General features: G+C 62.8%; 15 protein-coding genes and 1 tRNA gene. 7 read left to right on the top strand and 9 right to left on the bottom strand.

From position 1 onward, the window contains the following. Positions 1-22: 22 nt before the first annotated feature. Positions 23-2,443, bottom strand: a complete 2,421-nt coding sequence (gene clpA, locus QM672_RS30475) for an ATP-dependent Clp protease ATP-binding subunit ClpA (RefSeq protein WP_311938918.1) — start codon at positions 2,441-2,443, stop codon at positions 23-25. Between the two features lie 10 nt (positions 2,444-2,453). Continuing rightward, a complete protein-coding gene (gene clpS / locus QM672_RS30470) occupies positions 2,454-2,786 on the bottom strand; it encodes an ATP-dependent Clp protease adapter ClpS (RefSeq protein ID WP_082980075.1) in 333 nt (110 codons plus the stop codon). A 465-nt stretch (positions 2,787-3,251) separates the two neighbouring features. Here clpS and QM672_RS30465 point away from each other — a divergent pair, with 465 nt between their 5' ends. Further along, a complete protein-coding gene (locus tag QM672_RS30465) occupies positions 3,252-4,883 on the top strand; it encodes an SPOR domain-containing protein (RefSeq protein WP_415087083.1) in 1,632 nt (543 codons plus the stop codon). Between the two features lie 344 nt (positions 4,884-5,227). Here QM672_RS30465 and QM672_RS30460 read toward each other — a convergent pair whose 3' ends face one another. Beyond that, entirely contained in the window at positions 5,228-5,926 is a 699-nt protein-coding gene (locus tag QM672_RS30460) for a DnaJ domain-containing protein (RefSeq protein WP_415087081.1), read from the bottom strand. Between the two features lie 216 nt (positions 5,927-6,142). Between QM672_RS30460 and panC the strand changes: the two genes are divergently transcribed. Both panC and QM672_RS30450 read left to right on the top strand, forming a co-directional pair. Then, positions 6,143-7,009 carry a pantoate--beta-alanine ligase gene (panC, locus tag QM672_RS30455; protein WP_415087079.1) on the top strand — a complete coding sequence of 289 codons (867 nt, stop codon included), beginning with the start codon at positions 6,143-6,145 and terminating at the stop codon, positions 7,007-7,009. Between the two features lie 321 nt (positions 7,010-7,330). Further along, the gene (locus tag QM672_RS30450; protein WP_376717704.1) at positions 7,331-7,954 is read left to right on the top strand and encodes a transglutaminase-like cysteine peptidase; all 624 of its coding nucleotides are present in this window, start codon (positions 7,331-7,333) and stop codon (positions 7,952-7,954) included. Between the two features lie 108 nt (positions 7,955-8,062). On the opposite strand, the gene QM672_RS30445 is transcribed toward QM672_RS30450, so the two are convergent. The 3 genes from QM672_RS30445 to cls all read right to left on the bottom strand — a co-directional run bounded on the left by QM672_RS30445 (position 8,063) and on the right by cls (position 10,706). Beyond that, entirely contained in the window at positions 8,063-8,593 is a 531-nt protein-coding gene (locus tag QM672_RS30445; protein WP_415087077.1) for a gamma carbonic anhydrase family protein, read from the bottom strand. A gap of 135 nt (positions 8,594-8,728) precedes the next feature. Then, positions 8,729-8,926: a DUF3126 family protein gene (locus QM672_RS30440; RefSeq protein WP_245196728.1), complete on the bottom strand. Its 198-nt coding sequence runs from the start codon at positions 8,924-8,926 to the stop codon at positions 8,729-8,731. A gap of 340 nt (positions 8,927-9,266) precedes the next feature. Further along, on the bottom strand, positions 9,267-10,706 hold the full coding sequence (cls, locus tag QM672_RS30435) for a cardiolipin synthase (protein WP_415087075.1): 1,440 nt from the start codon (positions 10,704-10,706) through the stop codon (positions 9,267-9,269). Positions 10,707-10,790: 84 nt separating this feature from the next. Here cls and QM672_RS30430 point away from each other — a divergent pair, with 84 nt between their 5' ends. Next, on the top strand, positions 10,791-11,438 hold the full coding sequence (locus tag QM672_RS30430; RefSeq protein ID WP_415087073.1) for a MarC family protein: 648 nt from the start codon (positions 10,791-10,793) through the stop codon (positions 11,436-11,438). Positions 11,439-11,693: 255 nt separating this feature from the next. Here the strand turns inward: QM672_RS30430 and cysE are convergent, their stop codons facing one another. Beyond that, a complete protein-coding gene (cysE, locus tag QM672_RS30425) occupies positions 11,694-12,548 on the bottom strand; it encodes a serine O-acetyltransferase (RefSeq protein ID WP_415087071.1) in 855 nt (284 codons plus the stop codon). 71 nt (positions 12,549-12,619) lie between these two features. Beyond that, the gene (locus QM672_RS30420) at positions 12,620-13,375 is read right to left on the bottom strand and encodes an alpha/beta fold hydrolase (protein ID WP_367622485.1); all 756 of its coding nucleotides are present in this window, start codon (positions 13,373-13,375) and stop codon (positions 12,620-12,622) included. Between the two features lie 132 nt (positions 13,376-13,507). Here QM672_RS30420 and QM672_RS30415 point away from each other — a divergent pair, with 132 nt between their 5' ends. The 3 genes from QM672_RS30415 to QM672_RS30405 all read left to right on the top strand — a co-directional run bounded on the left by QM672_RS30415 (position 13,508) and on the right by QM672_RS30405 (position 15,055). After that, on the top strand, positions 13,508-13,753 hold the full coding sequence (locus QM672_RS30415; protein ID WP_311938901.1) for a zinc-finger domain-containing protein: 246 nt from the start codon (positions 13,508-13,510) through the stop codon (positions 13,751-13,753). 7 nt (positions 13,754-13,760) lie between these two features. Next, a complete protein-coding gene (locus QM672_RS30410) occupies positions 13,761-14,933 on the top strand; it encodes an FAD-dependent monooxygenase (protein ID WP_415087068.1) in 1,173 nt (390 codons plus the stop codon). A 36-nt stretch (positions 14,934-14,969) separates the two neighbouring features. Next, positions 14,970-15,055, top strand: a tRNA-Leu gene (locus QM672_RS30405). Positions 15,056-15,306: 251 nt separating this feature from the next. Here QM672_RS30405 and QM672_RS30400 read toward each other — a convergent pair. Beyond that, on the bottom strand, positions 15,307-16,344 hold a 1,038-nt coding region (locus QM672_RS30400; RefSeq protein ID WP_415087066.1), incomplete at its 5' end, for a hypothetical protein.

Genomic DNA, 16,344 nt, shown 5'->3' with positions numbered 1-16,344 from the left:
GTAGCCGTCCTTGCGAGGCAGGCTATTCCGCGCCGGCTGGTGCGTCGGGCTCGCGCTGCGGCGGTCCTTTCGGCTTGGCCTTCGGTTTCTTGGCCGAGGCCTGGCTGTTGTCGGCCACCACCGGTTCGGGCTTGGGCTTGGCCGGGCCTGCCGGATATTCGAAGCCCAGTTCCTGCCTGCCCTCTTCGTTGGTGACAACCGTCACCCGCACGGCGCCGCCCGACTTCAGCCGGCCGAACAGTACCTCGTCGGCCAGGGGCGTCTTGATGGCCTGCTGGATCAGGCGCGCCATCGGCCGGGCGCCCATGAACTCGTCATAGCCATTGGCCACCAGCCAGGTACGGGCATCGTTGGAGAGTTCCACCGCAACATGCCGATCGGCAAGCTGCACTTCGAGCTGCGCGATGAACTTGTCGACGACCTGGCTGACGATCTCCTGCGACAGATGGTCGAAGGCAATGGTCGCATCCAGGCGGTTGCGGAACTCCGGCGTGAACAGGCGGTTGATCGCCTCGGTGTCGTCGCCCTCACGCTTGTTCTTGGTGAAGCCGAAGGCCGCCTTGGCCAGATCCGCCGCGCCGGCATTGGTGGTCATGATCAGGATCACATTGCGGAAGTCGACGCTCTTGCCGTTGTGATCGGTGAGCTTGCCGTGATCCATCACCTGCAACAGGATGTTGAACAGGTCCGGATGGGCCTTCTCGATCTCGTCCAGCAGCAGCACGCAATGCGGATTCTGGTCAATGCCGTCGGTGAGCAGGCCGCCCTGGTCGAAGCCGACATAGCCGGGAGGCGCACCGATCAGGCGCGACACCGTATGGCGCTCCATATATTCGGACATGTCGAAGCGCAGCAGGTTGATGCCGAGCACCGAGGCAAGCTGGCGGGCGACTTCGGTCTTGCCGACGCCTGTCGGCCCCGAGAACAGATAATTGCCGATCGGCTTTTCGGGATCGCGCAGGCCGGCACGGGCCAGCTTGATGGCAGCCGAAAGCTGCTTGATCGCCTTGTCCTGCCCGTAGACCACCCGCTTGAGGTTGGTCTCCAGATTCCTCAGCGTCTCCGTATCGTCCTTCGACACGGTCTTGGGCGGGATGCGCGCCATGGTGGCGATAGTCGCCTCGATCTCCTTGACGCCGATCGTCTTCTTGCGCCGGCTTTCGGTCACCAGCATCTGCGAAGCGCCGGTCTCGTCGATGACGTCGATCGCCTTGTCCGGCAACTTGCGGTCATTGATGTATTTGGCCGACAGCTCCACCGCCGCCTTGATGGCGTCGTTGGTGTAGCGCAGCTTGTGATATTCCTCGTAATAAGGCTTGAGGCCCTTGAGGATCTCGATGGTGTCGGGGATGGAGGGCTCCGCCACGTCGATCTTCTGGAACCGGCGCACCAAGGCGCGGTCCTTTTCGAAATACTGGCGGTACTCCTTGTAGGTGGTCGAGCCGATGCAGCGCAGCAGGCCGGCGGCCAGGGCGGGCTTGAGCAGATTGGAGGCATCCATGGCCCCGCCCGAGGTAGCGCCGGCGCCGATCACCGTATGGATCTCGTCGATGAACAGGATCGCGCCCGGATAGGCCTCGATCTCCTTCACCACCTGCTTGAGGCGCTCCTCGAAATCGCCGCGGTAGCGCGTGCCGGCGAGCAGCGTGCCCATGTCGAGCGCGAACACGGTGGCGCCGCGCAGCACTTCCGGCACGTCGCCTTCGATGATGCGGCGCGCGAGGCCCTCGGCGATCGCCGTCTTGCCGACGCCGGGATCGCCGACGAAGAGCGGATTGTTCTTCTGCCGGCGGCAGAGCACCTGGATGGTGCGCGTAATCTCGCTGTCGCGCCCGATCAACGGGTCGATCTTGCCGTCCCGGGCCTTCTTGTTGAGATTGACGCAATAGGCGTCGATAGCGTCCTGCTTCTTCTTGGACGCATCCTCGCCATTGGCCGTCGCCTTCGGGCTGTCGCCATCGGTCTCGTCGACGCCGCGCGGTGCCTTGGCTTCCGACAGGCCGGGACGCTTGGCGATGCCGTGCGAGATGTAGTTCACGGCGTCATAGCGCGTCATGTCCTGCTCCTGCAGGAAATAGGCGGCATGGCTCTCGCGCTCGGCGAAGATCGCCACCAGCACGTTGGCGCCGGTGACTTCCTCGCGGCCCGAGGACTGCACGTGAATGACCGCGCGCTGGATGACGCGCTGGAACCCTGCCGTCGGCTTGGCGTCGTCGCGGCCGTCGGAGACCAGATTCTCCAGTTCGGTGTCGATATATTCGACCAGGTTGCGGCGCAGAATGTCGAGATCGACATTGCAGGCTCGCATCACAGCCGCCGCGTCCTGATCCTCGATCAGGGAGAGCAGCAGATGTTCGAGAGTCGCATATTCGTGATGGCGCTGATTGGCAGCGGCCAGAGCGCGATGGAGGGACTGTTCGAGGTGTCTTGAAAAGGATGGCACGATCAGTTCCTCACTTTTCTTCCATGACGCATTGCAGCGGATGCTGATGCTTACGGGCAAAATCCATGACTTGAGTCACCTTGGTCTCCGCGACCTCATAGGTGTAGATGCCACACTCTCCCACGCCATTGTGGTGAACATGCAGCATGATGTGGGTGGCACCGTCACGATCCTTGTTGAAGAAGCGCTCCAGCACCTCGATGACGAATTCCATCGGGGTATAATCGTCATTCAGCAACAGGACCCGGTAGAGTTTGGGGCGTTTGGTCGCCGGCCGCGTCTTGGTGATCACGGCCGCGTTAGTGCCCTCACCGCCACCTGGAGCTCGGGGTTCGCGGGCCATGCCGATCAGGGGAAACGGCTTGTGCGCGGCGCTCACTGCAATATCCAGAATCGTTGAATCTTCCATTTCGACAACTGCAATCGCCTGCAGCCTAACATGATCTCGACGAGGAAAAAGGCTTCCACGAACTGAATTTATGATCGCCCCCGACTTTCCGCTAGTGCGACAACGCGCAATAATGGGTTCCACGTTCTGAACAGCGGGTGAAGTGCCTCTTTTTCATTCATTCTCAACCAATCGGACAATCATGCGACCAAAATGCCGCGCTGGCTGGGCACTTAACCGATCCGTAACCGCGTCCGCCTAGGTTCATTGACTGTGTCGTCCCTGCAGCGGCACGGTGAGACGGCCTCCCTCCGGCAACGGGGTGGGGTGAGCCCCGGACGAAGGGCGAATGAGACCACCGGTCTCGCAGGGACATGTAATGGACGGTGCCGTCGCGCCGGTGAGTATTGGGGACTTTGCATGCTATCGCGTTGGATCGGGGGCGGACTGGCCCGGACCACCACAATGGTTGCAGCCGGCTTGGTAGTGTTCACGACAACCCTGGCCTTTCATCCGGATGAAGCGGATGCGCGCCGCCGCGGCCATCATGCCGCCCCGGCGCAGAAATCGATGAAGCATGCGCGCAGCAAGCGCGTGCGCTCGGAATCGGCCGCCTCGGCCATTCCCGCCGACATGCGCAACAATCCGCGCTATGCCGCCATCGTGGTCGACGTAAAGACCGGGCGCACGCTTTATGAGGCCTCCCCCGAAGCCTTGAGGCATCCCGCCTCCATCACCAAGGTGATGACGCTCTATCTCCTGTTCGAACAGTTGCAGGCCGGCCGGCTCTCGATGGCGACCGAGCTTCCCGTTTCCGCCCACGCCGCCTCCCAGTCCCCCACCAAGCTCGGCCTGCGCGCCGGCCAGACCATCCGCGTCGACGACGCCATCAAGGGCATGGTGACGCGCTCGGCCAATGACGCCGCCGTGGTGGTGGCCGAAGCCCTCGGCGGCTCGGAAGGCAATTTCGCCAACTACATGACGCGCAAGGCCCGTGCGCTGGGCATGTCGCGCACCACCTTCGTCAACGCCTCCGGCCTGCCCGACAACCGCCAGATCACCAGCGCCCATGACCTCGCCATCCTCGGCATGGCCATCCAGAAGCGCTTCCCGAACTATTATCGCCTGTTCTCGACCCGCAGCTTCGTCTACCGCGGACGCCCGATCCCGGGGCACAACCGCTTGCTGGGTTCGGTGGAAGGCGTCGACGGCATCAAGACCGGCTACACCAATGCCAGCGGCTTCAATCTGCTGACCTCGGTCAAGCGCAACGACAGGCAGTTGGTCGCCGTGGTGATGGGCGGCCGCAGCGCCGCCTCGCGCGACGTCGTGATGCGCCGCCTGATCGATGCCTATCTGCCCGTCGCCTATGCCGGCAACGCGGTCGACCGCTCCGCCACCCAGGTCGCCCGGGCCGAACTCCCAAACGATGCCGAGCCTATGGCCGCACCGCCCCGCCCGCCGGTTGTCCGGCCGGCCGTGGTCGCTGAAGCGGCGAAGGCCCGCCAGGCCGCGCCGGTGGCGGCGCCGATGCCGCCCGAAATCGTCGGGGACGCGGTGCCCGCCTCTGCGCCGCAGGCCCGGCCCCAGCCCGTTCCCGCCAAGCCGGTCATGGCCTTTGCGGCACCCAGCACCCCGAGCATGCGTTGGGTCCAGGGTCTCCAGCCGGTCACGACCGCGCCGGCTACGCCGCCTGTTCGCGCCGGCCAGAGCAGCGAGGCCAGCCCCGACACCACCGCCACGGTGCAGAATGTCCGCACCGTTGCCATCACCCGTGATTCCGTCGCCTTGGCCGCGCCGCAGCGCAGCGGCTGGATCATTCAGATCGGCGCAACGGACAGCGAAGGAGCCGCCCGGCAGTTGCTGTCCAGCGCCAAGGCAGCCGGCAACAAGGCGCTCTCCTCCGCCCGCCCCTTCACCGAGACGGTCAGCCGCAACGGTTCGACCCTGTGGCGGGCACGCTTTGCCGGCTTCAGCGATCAGAACCAGGCCCAGTCGGCCTGCAGCGCCCTCAAGGCGGCCTCCTTCGCCTGCGTTGCTGTGAAGCTCTGATCCTTCGGCCAGAACAAGTATTCCCGTTCAGGCGCGGCCTTCTTCGGACAGGCCGCGCCTTTGTTTTGCGGGAATTGCGCTTTCACACAGAAGGCGCAAAGCAAGGGGGCGATAAACAAGACACCCTGCGATTTCGCTTAGTCGCGGGGAACGCAAAGACACTTCCAGCCCACGGCTTGGAGCCAGCAAGCGTTCAGTCTTGAACGCCGTTGGCCCCAGGATAAAAGCGGCTTTCGCCGGAACACACTTTGCTCTGGGAAAAGGTCGCAAGCTTAATCGTTGCGTAACCATGTTCTGCGACGCTCAAGCATCGTCGGAACCGAGCAAGTTCGGTGGAGTTAGCGTCAATGGCCTTCAAGAAGCATATCCCTGGCCCGGTTGACACGAGCAGCCATCTGCGTCGTGCCCCCCTTGTCGGGATGGATTTTCTTCATGAGCGCCCGGTGCGCTCGACGAATTTCCTGGGCGCTCGCCCCCGGCTGCACCCCAAGGATCTGGTAAGCTTCCTGCTTCGTCATCGCGTCGGACGCCGCCGCTCCGAAGCCCCGCGCGTGCGCATCATCCTTGAAGTGTTCACGCCATCCGGCAAGCCTGCGGTCCAGATAAGCTTCAAGGATTGAACGACCGACAAAGTCGCCGGCGATCTCCGCCCGCAGTTGCATCAGTTCCCCTGCCTGCATGGCCGAAAGGCGCCGGCCCGAAAAACGCCCGCGAATGACCTGCCCGTCCACCGGCTGCCTGCTGGCGTCGAGCATGATCACCAGATCCGCGGTGCGTACCGAGCTGGGTCTCGTCGTCGAACCCGGAATGACGCCATCCGGCAATTGCGGTAGCCAGCCTCGCATGCCCGCAGCCAGGACCAGCAGAGGCAGCCCCATGCCCCAGACGCCGCGTGTCAGCAGATAGAGGCCGAGGGCAAAGGCAAGGAAACTGCCGCCGCGCCGCAGCAGGCTGTCCAGGACCGGCGTCTTCGACAGCATGCCTGGCTTGAGAAACGGCCACAGGCAGAACAGCACCACGCATGCGAAAATAAGCTGGCCCACTTCTATCCGATCTGCGAAACAGCCATCGATTCGAATCTTGGAATCCGAGTCTTGCCAGTTGAGCGTTCCCCGAGCAAAGCGCGTTTAAACGCAAACGCGGCCTTGCTCAAACTCTTTGGTTCGACGCGTCCTGGGATTTGGAGTGACCGCCAAGTCACAAGACGCTCCAGAACCCTGGTCAAGCGAATACGACACTATGCACCTGCGGAGTAAGGGATGGCACGCCAAACCCTGGTGGTTCGAACCGTGGCGGAGTTGCGCCAGGCCGTGAAACGCTTTCGCGAGGTGCAGGAGACGGTCGCCCTGGTGCCGACCATGGGCGCCCTGCATGACGGTCATATCACCCTGGTGCGGCAGGCCCGCCAGCGGGCAAGCCGGGTGGTGGCCACGATCTTCGTCAATCCGACCCAGTTCGCGCCGACCGAAGATCTCGCCAAATATCCCCGCACGGAAGCGGCGGATCTTGCCAGGCTGCGGGATGTCGGCTGCGATCTCCTGTTCGCTCCCGACACCAGCCAGATCTATCCGCACGGCTTCGCCACCACCGTCTCGGTTGCCGGGCCGGCGCAGGCCGGCCTGGAGGATCGCTTCCGTCCCGGCCATTTCGCCGGCGTGGCGACGGTGGTGGCCAAGCTGTTCTGCCAAAGCGGCGCGGACTTCGCCCTGTTCGGCGAGAAGGACTATCAGCAGCTTTGCGTCGTTACCCAGATGGCGCGCGACCTCGATTTGCCGATCACGGTCGTCGGCATTCCGACCGTGCGCGAAGCCGACGGATTGGCGATGTCGTCGCGCAACCGCTATCTCGCGCCGGAACAGCGGGCCAAGGCCCCTCTCCTCCATCGCACCCTCCGGCAGGTCGCCGATGCCCTGATCAAGGGCGTCGACATCGAAGCCGCCCTGGCATCCGGGCGCAGCGCCATCACGGCCGGAGGCTTCGAGCTCGACTATCTGGAAGCACGGCAGGCGGTGAGCCTCGCCCCGGTTACCGGACTTGCGGAGGGGCCGGTGCGATTGCTGGTGGCTGCCCGGCTGGGTGCGACCCGCCTCATCGACAATATCGGCGTCGAGACGCCCCGGCATTAACCAAATTGCCGTCGGGAAAGGTGACGAAACCGTGGCAATCATGCCACGCATCCCTTCGTTGCCCGCGCGTGTTTGAAAACGGGAAATCGTGGTTAATCTACCGTTAACATGAGATTTTTCAAAGAGTTACGACACCTCATACCCCGCCCGGATCTTGTTTTTTCTGCGGCAAGAGCGTTGTGCGGCCCCTGCCCTTGTGCGAAGTTGGCTTCGGGAACGGGTAATTGGCCCTGCTCTCTGGGTAAACATCCGGTGGCGGGCAAAACGGGTCTGAAGATTGTGATGCGCTTCGGGATCAGGATCAGGTCGAATTTGAGCCGAATGGCCCCTAAAGCCGCCTTGGCCGCCGTGGCGCTCGCAACGGCATTTCTGCCGCATTCGCAGGCTGCCGCCGCCGGCCACAGCGCCATGCCGATCTATGCTCCCGTGGGCGATGTCACCACCCCGCCCTCTGGCTATCTGCAGTTCTGCAAGGACAATCCGGCCGACTGCAAGTCGGGCTCGCAGGAAGCACGCGATATCGTGCTCTCGCGCCAGGCCTGGAAGGATCTGATCGCCCTGAACGATCAGGTCAACAAATCGGTCAAGCCCGTCACCGATCTCGACAATTACGGCAAGGTCGAATGGTGGGCCTACCCCACCAATGGCAAGGGCGACTGCGAGGACTATGTCCTGCTCAAACGCAAATTGCTGATCGACGCCGGCTGGCCGCGCTCGGCCCTGCTGATCACCGTGGTGCGCGACAAGAAGAACGAAGGCCACGCCGTCTTGATGGTGAAGACCGACCGCGGCGAGTTCGTGCTCGATAATCAGGAAACCAAGATCCTGTCCTGGCGCGCCACCGGCTATCGCTACGTCAAGCGCCAGTCGCAATCCGACCAGAATGCCTGGGTCTCGCTCGGCGACACGCAGACCACCTCGATCGTGTCGGCCAAGGGCAACTGAGTTTTTTCCGGGTGCGCGGACGTCTCGTCCGCCTCTTCCCCACGGCGCGTGTCATGTTTCCAAGAACGGACGAGACGTCCGTGCACCCGGAAATACGCTCCCCGCGACTCAATCCACCCTCTTCACCCCCTCGGCAAAGCGCTTGGCGTTGGCGACATAATGCGCCGACGACTGCCTGAGCTTGGCGACAGCTTCCGCGTCGAGGGGACGGAGCACTCGGGCCGGCGAGCCGACGATCAGTGAATGATCCGGAAATTCCTTGCCTTCGGTGATCAGCGCATTGGCGCCGACCAGACAGCCCTTGCCGATGCGTGCGCCGTTCAGGATGGTGGCCCCCATGCCGATAAGGCTGCCGGCACCGATGGTGCAGCCATGCAGGATGGCGGAATGGCCGATCGTGCAATCCTCCCCGATAGTGAGGGGAAAGCCGGGATCGGAATGCAGCACGGCACCTTCCTGGATATTGGAGCGCGCACCGACGGTCATCGGCTCATTGTCGCCGCGCAGCACCGCACCGAACCAGATATTGGCGTCCTCTGCCAAAATCACGCGACCGATCACCTGCGCATCGGGCGCAAGCCAGTAGCGGCCGTCGGCCGGCACCGACGGCGCAATATCGTCGAGCGCATAGAGGGGCATGGCAGAACTCCGTTCCTGGGATCGCTGGCGTCTCGACGACATGCTCGCATATCGCGGTTGCCCGCCCTTGGACATGCTGCGGCTGCAGGAGGGGAAGATGCAGGCGAAAACGCCTGCCATCCCGCAAATAGCCGATCAGTCCTCGAGGTCGATGTCGAGGATCGCCATGTGGAAGTCGTAGGAGGTCTCTCCATCTTCCTTGTCCTCGGAGACCACGCCGATCGACTCCTCGCCGATATAGACTTCCGCGCTGTCAGTCTTGCGGGCACGAGGCACGACGCGAATGGTGGCATTGCCGAAGGTGCGACGAAGATAGGCTTCGACGCGCTGCATGTCTTTCTTGTCCACTAGACTTCCTCGGTTGAATGCGCCGGGCGACTTTGCCGCCCCGCCATCCCCGGGCTTTGCCATGCCGAAGCCTGCTTCGCAAGAGAATGCGGGCCGACACCCTGTGCAATCGAGCAAGTTAGGGCATGCCGAAGGCGGGAAAAGCGCAATCTCCGCAGATCATCGGAAGGATTGAAAGCTGATGCGATGGCGAACGATCGCGGGACGGGATCATCGCATCGAAAGACGGCTGCCAGTTTCCGGTGGAAACGATGCGGCGATTGGCTCTTGCGGCATCCGTTCCGTTTCCGACGCTGTTTGCGATGCCACGGTCACCTCACGCTCATTAGAACACCGGCCCGACGATGGTGAGCAGATTGTCGTATATTCGACGCAGCCTCGGACGCTTCTTGACGTCTTGTTCATCGACCTGCGTCGACGAAGAAATATAGATATCCTGCCGGGCCCGAACATCGCCGGAGTTCTTGTCCGAATAGAAAAGGATGTTGTTTTCGAAATTGAGATAGAGACTGCGGAAATCCATGTTTGCCGAGCCTACCAGCGTTAGCTGGCCGTCCACGACCACGGTTTTCGCATGGAGGAGGCCGCCATGATATTCGTAGATCTTCACGCCCGATGCGAGAAGCCGCGCATAATGCGCCTTGCTGATCGCACTCACGACATGTGAATCGTTCTGGGCAGGAAGAATGAGGATGGTTGTCACCTTACGGCGCGCCGATGCCATCAGGCTGGCGAGAAGCTGCAGATCCGGGACAAAATAGGGTGTCGAGATCACCACCTCCTGCTGGGCGCTCTGGAGCAACGAGACGAACACGTCCGACATCGACCCTTTCGGAGACATCGGCCCCGTCCCGAAGGCCGCCGCCGCGCAGTCTCCCTCCAACTCTCCCGGGAAGGGTTCGCTGAGCAGGCTGGACAGGTCTTCGCCATATTCGACGGCCCAATCATTGGCGAAGACGAGTTGGTTCTGGCGAGCCACCGGACCTTCAAACCGAAGCATGATGTCGATCCAGGGCGCGAACCGCGGCTTGATACGGAACTCCGGGTCCGCACAGTTCTGACTGCCGCAATAGGTGACGCTGTTGTCGACGACGACGATCTTGCGATGGTTGCGCAGATCCGGGCGACTGATCGATGCCAGCGACACACCGAGAGAGGACACCAGCGAGACGCAGAGCTTGATGCCCGATTGCTTCATCGCGGCCCAATAAGCGGAGCGGATGAGATCGCGCGATCCGAAGGCGTCCACCACCACGCGGCAGGTGACGCCGCGCGCTGCCGCCCGCCGCAGGGCCTCGACGACGAGCCTGCCATTATTGTCCGTCAGCCAAATGTAGAACGAAACGTGGATGGTCTCTCTGGCGAGGTCGAAATCGCGGACCATGTCGCGGATCGCGGCGTCGGAGTCGGCGGCCAGGCTCGCCACGTTCCCGATTGCGGCCCCGCATCCGTTCAAGGACGCGCAGGTCTCGAATACCGGCCTGTACCGATCGGGAATGAGGCCGGAGGACATGCCGCCCGACATGGCGGATATGTTCGCTATGGGCTGTTCCCAGACCGTAGCGGCCCGCCGGCGGAAACTGCGCGCCATCCAGGGCTCGCCCAGAAAAAGATAAACCACAATTCCGATGATCGGAAAGCCGATGAGCACGAAGAACCACGCGGCGCGCGCGTCTGAACTCATGTCATCGTTGAGCAGCACCCGGCAGAGAACCGCTACGTGCACGGCAAGGACGAGCGCCAGGGCTAGGAGGTGATGCCACATGATATATCCTGCTCGGGAAGCGACCGGGCGAAGCGCGATATAGGCTTAAAGAACGTGCCTGAAACCCTGAAGGATTGCGATCAAATGGACGTCACTTTCGCTGCGAAGTTCCTGGGCGCGCTGTTCGCCATCATGAATCCCTTTATCAACCTGCCGATCTTTCTCAGCATGGTGAGCACCAAACCCGTCGCTCAACAGCGCGGCATGGCGGTGACGATACTGTTCTATACGGCAGCGATGTGCATCGTCATTTCATTGTTTGGCGGGTACATCATCGCTTTTTTTGGCATCACCATTGCCTCTTTCCGCGTCGCCGGCGGCCTGGTGCTTCTTGGCATCGCCTTGTCCATGCTGAACGGCAAGCCGGTCACCTCGCACGAAAGGGGCGAGCAGGAAAAACAAGCCGACAGGACGGCTGAAAGCGATACGGATGGTGATCTGGCGTTCTATCCGATGACATTTCCGATGGTCGTGGGACCGGGCACCATGGCCACGCTGATCGTCTACGCAGCGCAAACCCATAATGCCGCGCAATATGTATCGTTTGCCCTCGTGCTTGCGAGCGTCCTGCTCGCCCTGTTCATCGTCCTGTTCTTCGCCGCCGAGATTGGCGAACTCCTCTCCGCCAAGGTGCGGGTCATCATGACCCGGATCATGGGCATGATACTTGCTGCGATCGCGGTCGAAATGGTCATCGAGGGAACCAAGGTGATGTTGCCGGGCCTGGCTTGAGAGGCACGGAAATGCTGCAGATCTCGGCGACGATGAAATGACGGCTCGGCTTTACGAGCCGAAGGGCACGAAACAGGGGGAACCGTCATCCTCAACTCCTTCGAGAAATGGAGCGGGATCGGCCATCTTGGCCTGTTGTCGCGAATGACCTGCCCTATAGTACCAGACCCGATTTCGAATCGGATCTGGTACTATAGGTTATTGTTGTCGCATCGTTTTTGCCAAAAACCGGCATCCACTTTTCGGCACGATGCTCTAGAGCCCGACGTCATGCCAGAAGATGTCGTCCGGCAGCGGACCATGCAGGATCTGGTCCATGTTGCGCGACGGCTCAGCGCAGCCCGCCTCCCCGACCACGCGGGCCGGAACGCCCGCCACGGTCGTATTGCGCGGCACCGCCTTGAGCACGACGGAGCCCGCCGCCACACGGGCGCATTGGCCGATCTCGATATTGCCGAGGATCTTGGCACCCGCCCCGATCATCACGCCGCGGGCGATCTTGGGATGGCGGTCGCCGGACTCCTTGCCGGTGCCGCCCAGCGTCACGTCCTGCAGGATGGAGACGTCATCGCCGATCACCGCCGTTTCGCCCACCACCAGGCCGGTGGCATGGTCGAGGAAGACACCGCGCCCGATCGGTACGTTCGGATTGATGTCGCACTGGAACACGGCCGAGGAACGGCTCTGCAGGTAGAGGGCGAAATCCCTGCGCCCCGACTTCCAGAGCCAATGGGCCAGGCGATGGGTCTGCAGGGCGTGGAATCCCTTGAAGTACAGGATCGGCTCGATATAGCGATTGGCGGCCGGGTCGCGATCGATCACTGCCGCAATATCGGCGCGGATGGCCGAGGCGATGCTCGGATCAGCCTCGAGCGCCTTGCCATAGGCCTGGGCGATCAGGGTCGCCGGCATGTCCGAATGATCCAGGCGCGAAGCGATGCGCTGCACCACGGCGCTTTCCAGCGAATTGAGCTGCAGGATATTGGCGAAGATGAAGCTGGAAAGCTGCGGCTCGGCATGGGTAACCGCTTCAGCCTCGGCCCGCACGCGGCTCCAGACCGGGTCGACGATTTCAAGCCCATGGGAAACCAGGCGCTTCGACTGATTCATCTGCCTATCCGCTGAATGGAAGGTATCTCCTTCCTTTTTAGCGCAGTGATGCCGGCAGTGCCAATGTTCATTTAGACGCCCTGCTCTGCGAGGAATGCCAAAACGCCTTGCTTGTAGACTTTGTCGCCGACGGCGGGGTTGTGATCGCGGTTGGGAATGTCGAGCACGGCGGCATTGGGCATCATCGCGGCCAGTTCCTGCGCGGAGCCGGCGATCGGGTCGCGCGTGCCGACGGCGATCAGGGTCGGCTGCAGGATCCTGGCGACCTCGGCCGGATTGAGCTGGACCCGCGAGCCACGGATGCAGGCGGCCAGGGCCCGCCGGTCCGCACCGCTCTTGTCGGCAAAGGCACGGAACATCCGCCCGATCGCATCCGGCACGTCGTCGAGCGAGGGCGCCTCCATGGCTGCCGCGATGGTGGGCGGCAGGGCCTCACCCTGCACGAGCCGCACGCCCAGGCCGCCGAATATAACCGCATCCACGCGCTGGGGATGCTCGAGCGCGAGGAAGGCCGTGATGCGGGCGCCCATGGAATAGCCCATCACCGCCGCCGAGCCGATGCGCAGATGATCGAGCAGCGCGACGGCATCGCCTGCCATCGCAGCAGGATGGTAGGCGGCCGGATCGTAGAGCTTTGACGAAGCGCCATGGCCGCGATTGTCGAAGGCGATCACCCGCCGGCCCTGCCTGGTGAGCAGGTCGACCCAGCCGGTGCCGACCCAGTTCACCTGATGATTCGAACCGAAGCCGTGGATGAGAAGGATAGGCTCGCCTTCGCCTTCGTCGATATAGGCGATTTCGACGCCGTCATGATCAAAACGCTGCATCGGCGCGGTTTTCCTTTGCTCTTGCTCCCAATAGCCCCTATCGCATCCCGTGCGGCACCGCTATGGTCCGCGCGAGAGAAAATGACGGAGCCCAAGTCCCAGTGCGGGCTCCAAATCGCGGACTGAAGATCGATGGCAGGCCATTCCATTCCCCATTTCCAAAATGACCTCGGCTTGAAGGTCATTCGCGTCGGCTCGAAGGAATTCATGTGCCAGGGCGCGAGCGTGCCGTTCGACCACCCCCACATCTTCATCGATCTCGGTTCGGATGACGAGGCGGTGTGCTCCTACTGCTCCACGCTCTTCAAATATGATCCCAAGCTGCCCGAAGGCATGTCGGAACCGGCGGCCTGCACGGTGAACGCCCACGCCGCCTGAACCGGCCATGGATATCGCGATCGCCGGCGCCGGCATCGGCGGGCTGACGGCCGCCCTGGCCCTGGCCCGGCGCGGCTTTGCCGTCGAGATCTACGAGCGCGCCGCGGCGCTCGAGGAAGCCGGAGCCGGCATCCAGCTCACGCCCAATGCGCTCAACGTCCTGTTCGGCCTCGGCCTCGGCCCCGCGCTCGAGGCGCATATGGTGGTGATGGATGCGGTGCGTATCCGCAAGGGCGCCACCGGCGGCCTGATCCAGCAAATCCCGCTCGGCCAATGCCGCCAACGCTGGGGTGCGCCCTATGGCGTCATCCATCGCGCCGACCTGCAAGCGGTACTAGTGGCGGCGGTGCGCCAGCGCGGCATCCCGCTGCATCTGAGCCGAGAGCTGCATTCGGTCCGCCAGGACCAGAAGCGGGTTATCCTCTCCTTTGCGGCTGGCGCCCCGGATGTCTCCGCCCGTATGCTGATCGGTGCGGACGGCTTGTGGTCGAAATTGCGGCCCCTGCTTGGCCTCGAACAGCCGCGTTTTGCCGGAAGGCGGGCCTGGCGGGCCGTGATCCCGATGCAGGACGTCCCTGCCCTGTTCCAGGGCCTGGCGACGGGGCTCTGGCTCGGCGACAATGCGCATTTCGTGCACTACCCCGTGCGTTCGGGGCAAGCCCTCAATCTCGTGGCGGTGACATCGGCCGAGGATGCCGGCCCCGGCTGGTCCACGCCGCAGCCCCTGCAGGCGCTGCTGCCGCATTATGCCGGCTGGGACGGACGCCTGCGAACCTTGCTGGCCACGGTGCCGCAATGGCGGACCTGGCCGCTGTTCGAAGGCCGCGCCGACGGCCGGATCGCCACCGGCCGCATCGCCCTGATTGGTGACGCCGCCCATCCCATGCTGCCCTTCATCGCCCAGGGCGGTGCGGCGGCCATCGAGGACGCGGCCGAACTGACTGCCCAACTCAGTGGCGCCGACGACAATGATGTTCCCGCCCGTATACAGGACTGGTCGCGCCTGCGCCTGCCGCGTGTCGGCCGGATCCAGGCCGAGGCACGCAGCAATGGCGAGCGCTATCACTGGCGCTGGCCCCTCGCCGCCGCCCGGGACCTCGGGCTGTCGGCTCTCGGCGGGCAGCGCCTGTTGGAACGCTATGACTGGCTCTATGGCTGGAAGCCGACAGAAACGGCTTGAGCCGATACGATTCCGGCCCTAAGCAAGGCTGGCGCTGCGGACGTGGCGAAATGGTAGACGCAGCAGACTTAAAATCTGCTTCGGGAAACCGGGTGCGGGTTCGAGTCCCGCCGTCCGCACCAGACATAGTTGGTAAATTTTCGCCGTAATTCCCGCGAATGGACGCCATTCGGACCGCTCATTGTCCATAGCTGTGTGGTCGCTGCCCCGTCATGTTCGAGGAGCAAGCCATGTCAGCTTAACTGCGTGTCCACAAAACCGGCAGCGGGCCGGAGTAAATCGATGTGAGCCCCCAAAGCGCCTGTCGATTATCGCTGTCCGTGGATCGCCCCAAGGTGTTCTTCCCAGGAGCAAGAACGCTCGATGCGATCCCTTACCTAAGCCGTACGCACTGGCCCGCATTGGAAACATTGACGGAACCGCCTGAGTAAGCTGCGAGACCCACGAGGTAGACGCTCGTGTTGGCCGTGGCAGTTGTAAAGTCGAACGTCCAGGATGTGAGTGCCCTCGAAACACCCCCTTTCCATGTCCCTGCCTCGGTGATGCTTCCGAGAGCCGGCGTCAGGGGAACTTTGGCGGACGTGGTGTTGAGGCCGGCTTGAATGACCGAGATCGAAGCCCCAGCCGTCGGACTAAGGTAGATATTCGATGAGCACGTCCACATCCCCGGCGGCAGGGACACCGAGGCTACATCGGTGGCCGTGGCGTTTGCCATCCCCGTCACGGATCCCGCCAGGCTATAAATCTCACCGGGAGCAGCCCTGACCAGGCTGTCGGTTCGCGTGGCGTTATCGACCCATTTGAAGGCATTGGCCGGAGGTAGTGGCTGATAGCTCCAAGCATTGACGAACTGGTTGTTCATCACCCGGGTGCCGACAGCCTCGAATTCCTTCCATATCTGCGCATTGGTCGCTGTCAAATTGGCGTATTCGAATTTGTTGTTGTCGACCGTCACATTGTGAGCCGAGCCACCGAAAGGACTCGCATTGGCCAGGCGCACATAGGAAGAGATCGTCATGGCCTGGGCATTGTTGGAAATATGGGCATCTCGCAGGACACCTGTCTCCACCCGGCCGAACAGGAACCAGTCTTTACCGACACCGGTCCACGAGCCTGTGGGGCGCGCCAGAATCCAAGAGCCGCCGATGATCCGGAGCGCCCCGGCCTGCTCAGCCTGCACGAAGCCCTCATAGGCCTGGCAGGCCATGTTCTCGATATTCCAGTGCAGCGGCGAATAATGATGATCTGTGGACTTGATCCGCACGCAGGCACGGCCTTCCCCGGAAGCCGAGTTCCTTAAGGCGATGTCCTCCATGCCCGCGCTTGCGGGGTTTCCGTAGTCAGCCGCATTCTCGAAGTGCCAGCCATCGGCAAACCCCTGCGTCTGGGAGTTATCGATGTGGACCACGAA

This window comes from Labrys sp. (in: a-proteobacteria) (assembly GCF_047605565.1).
GTDB classification, from domain to species: Bacteria; Pseudomonadota; Alphaproteobacteria; order Rhizobiales; family Labraceae; genus Labrys; species Labrys neptuniae.
The sequence above is the reverse complement of the archived record's forward strand: the minus strand, read 5'-3'. Positions and strand labels throughout refer to the sequence as shown.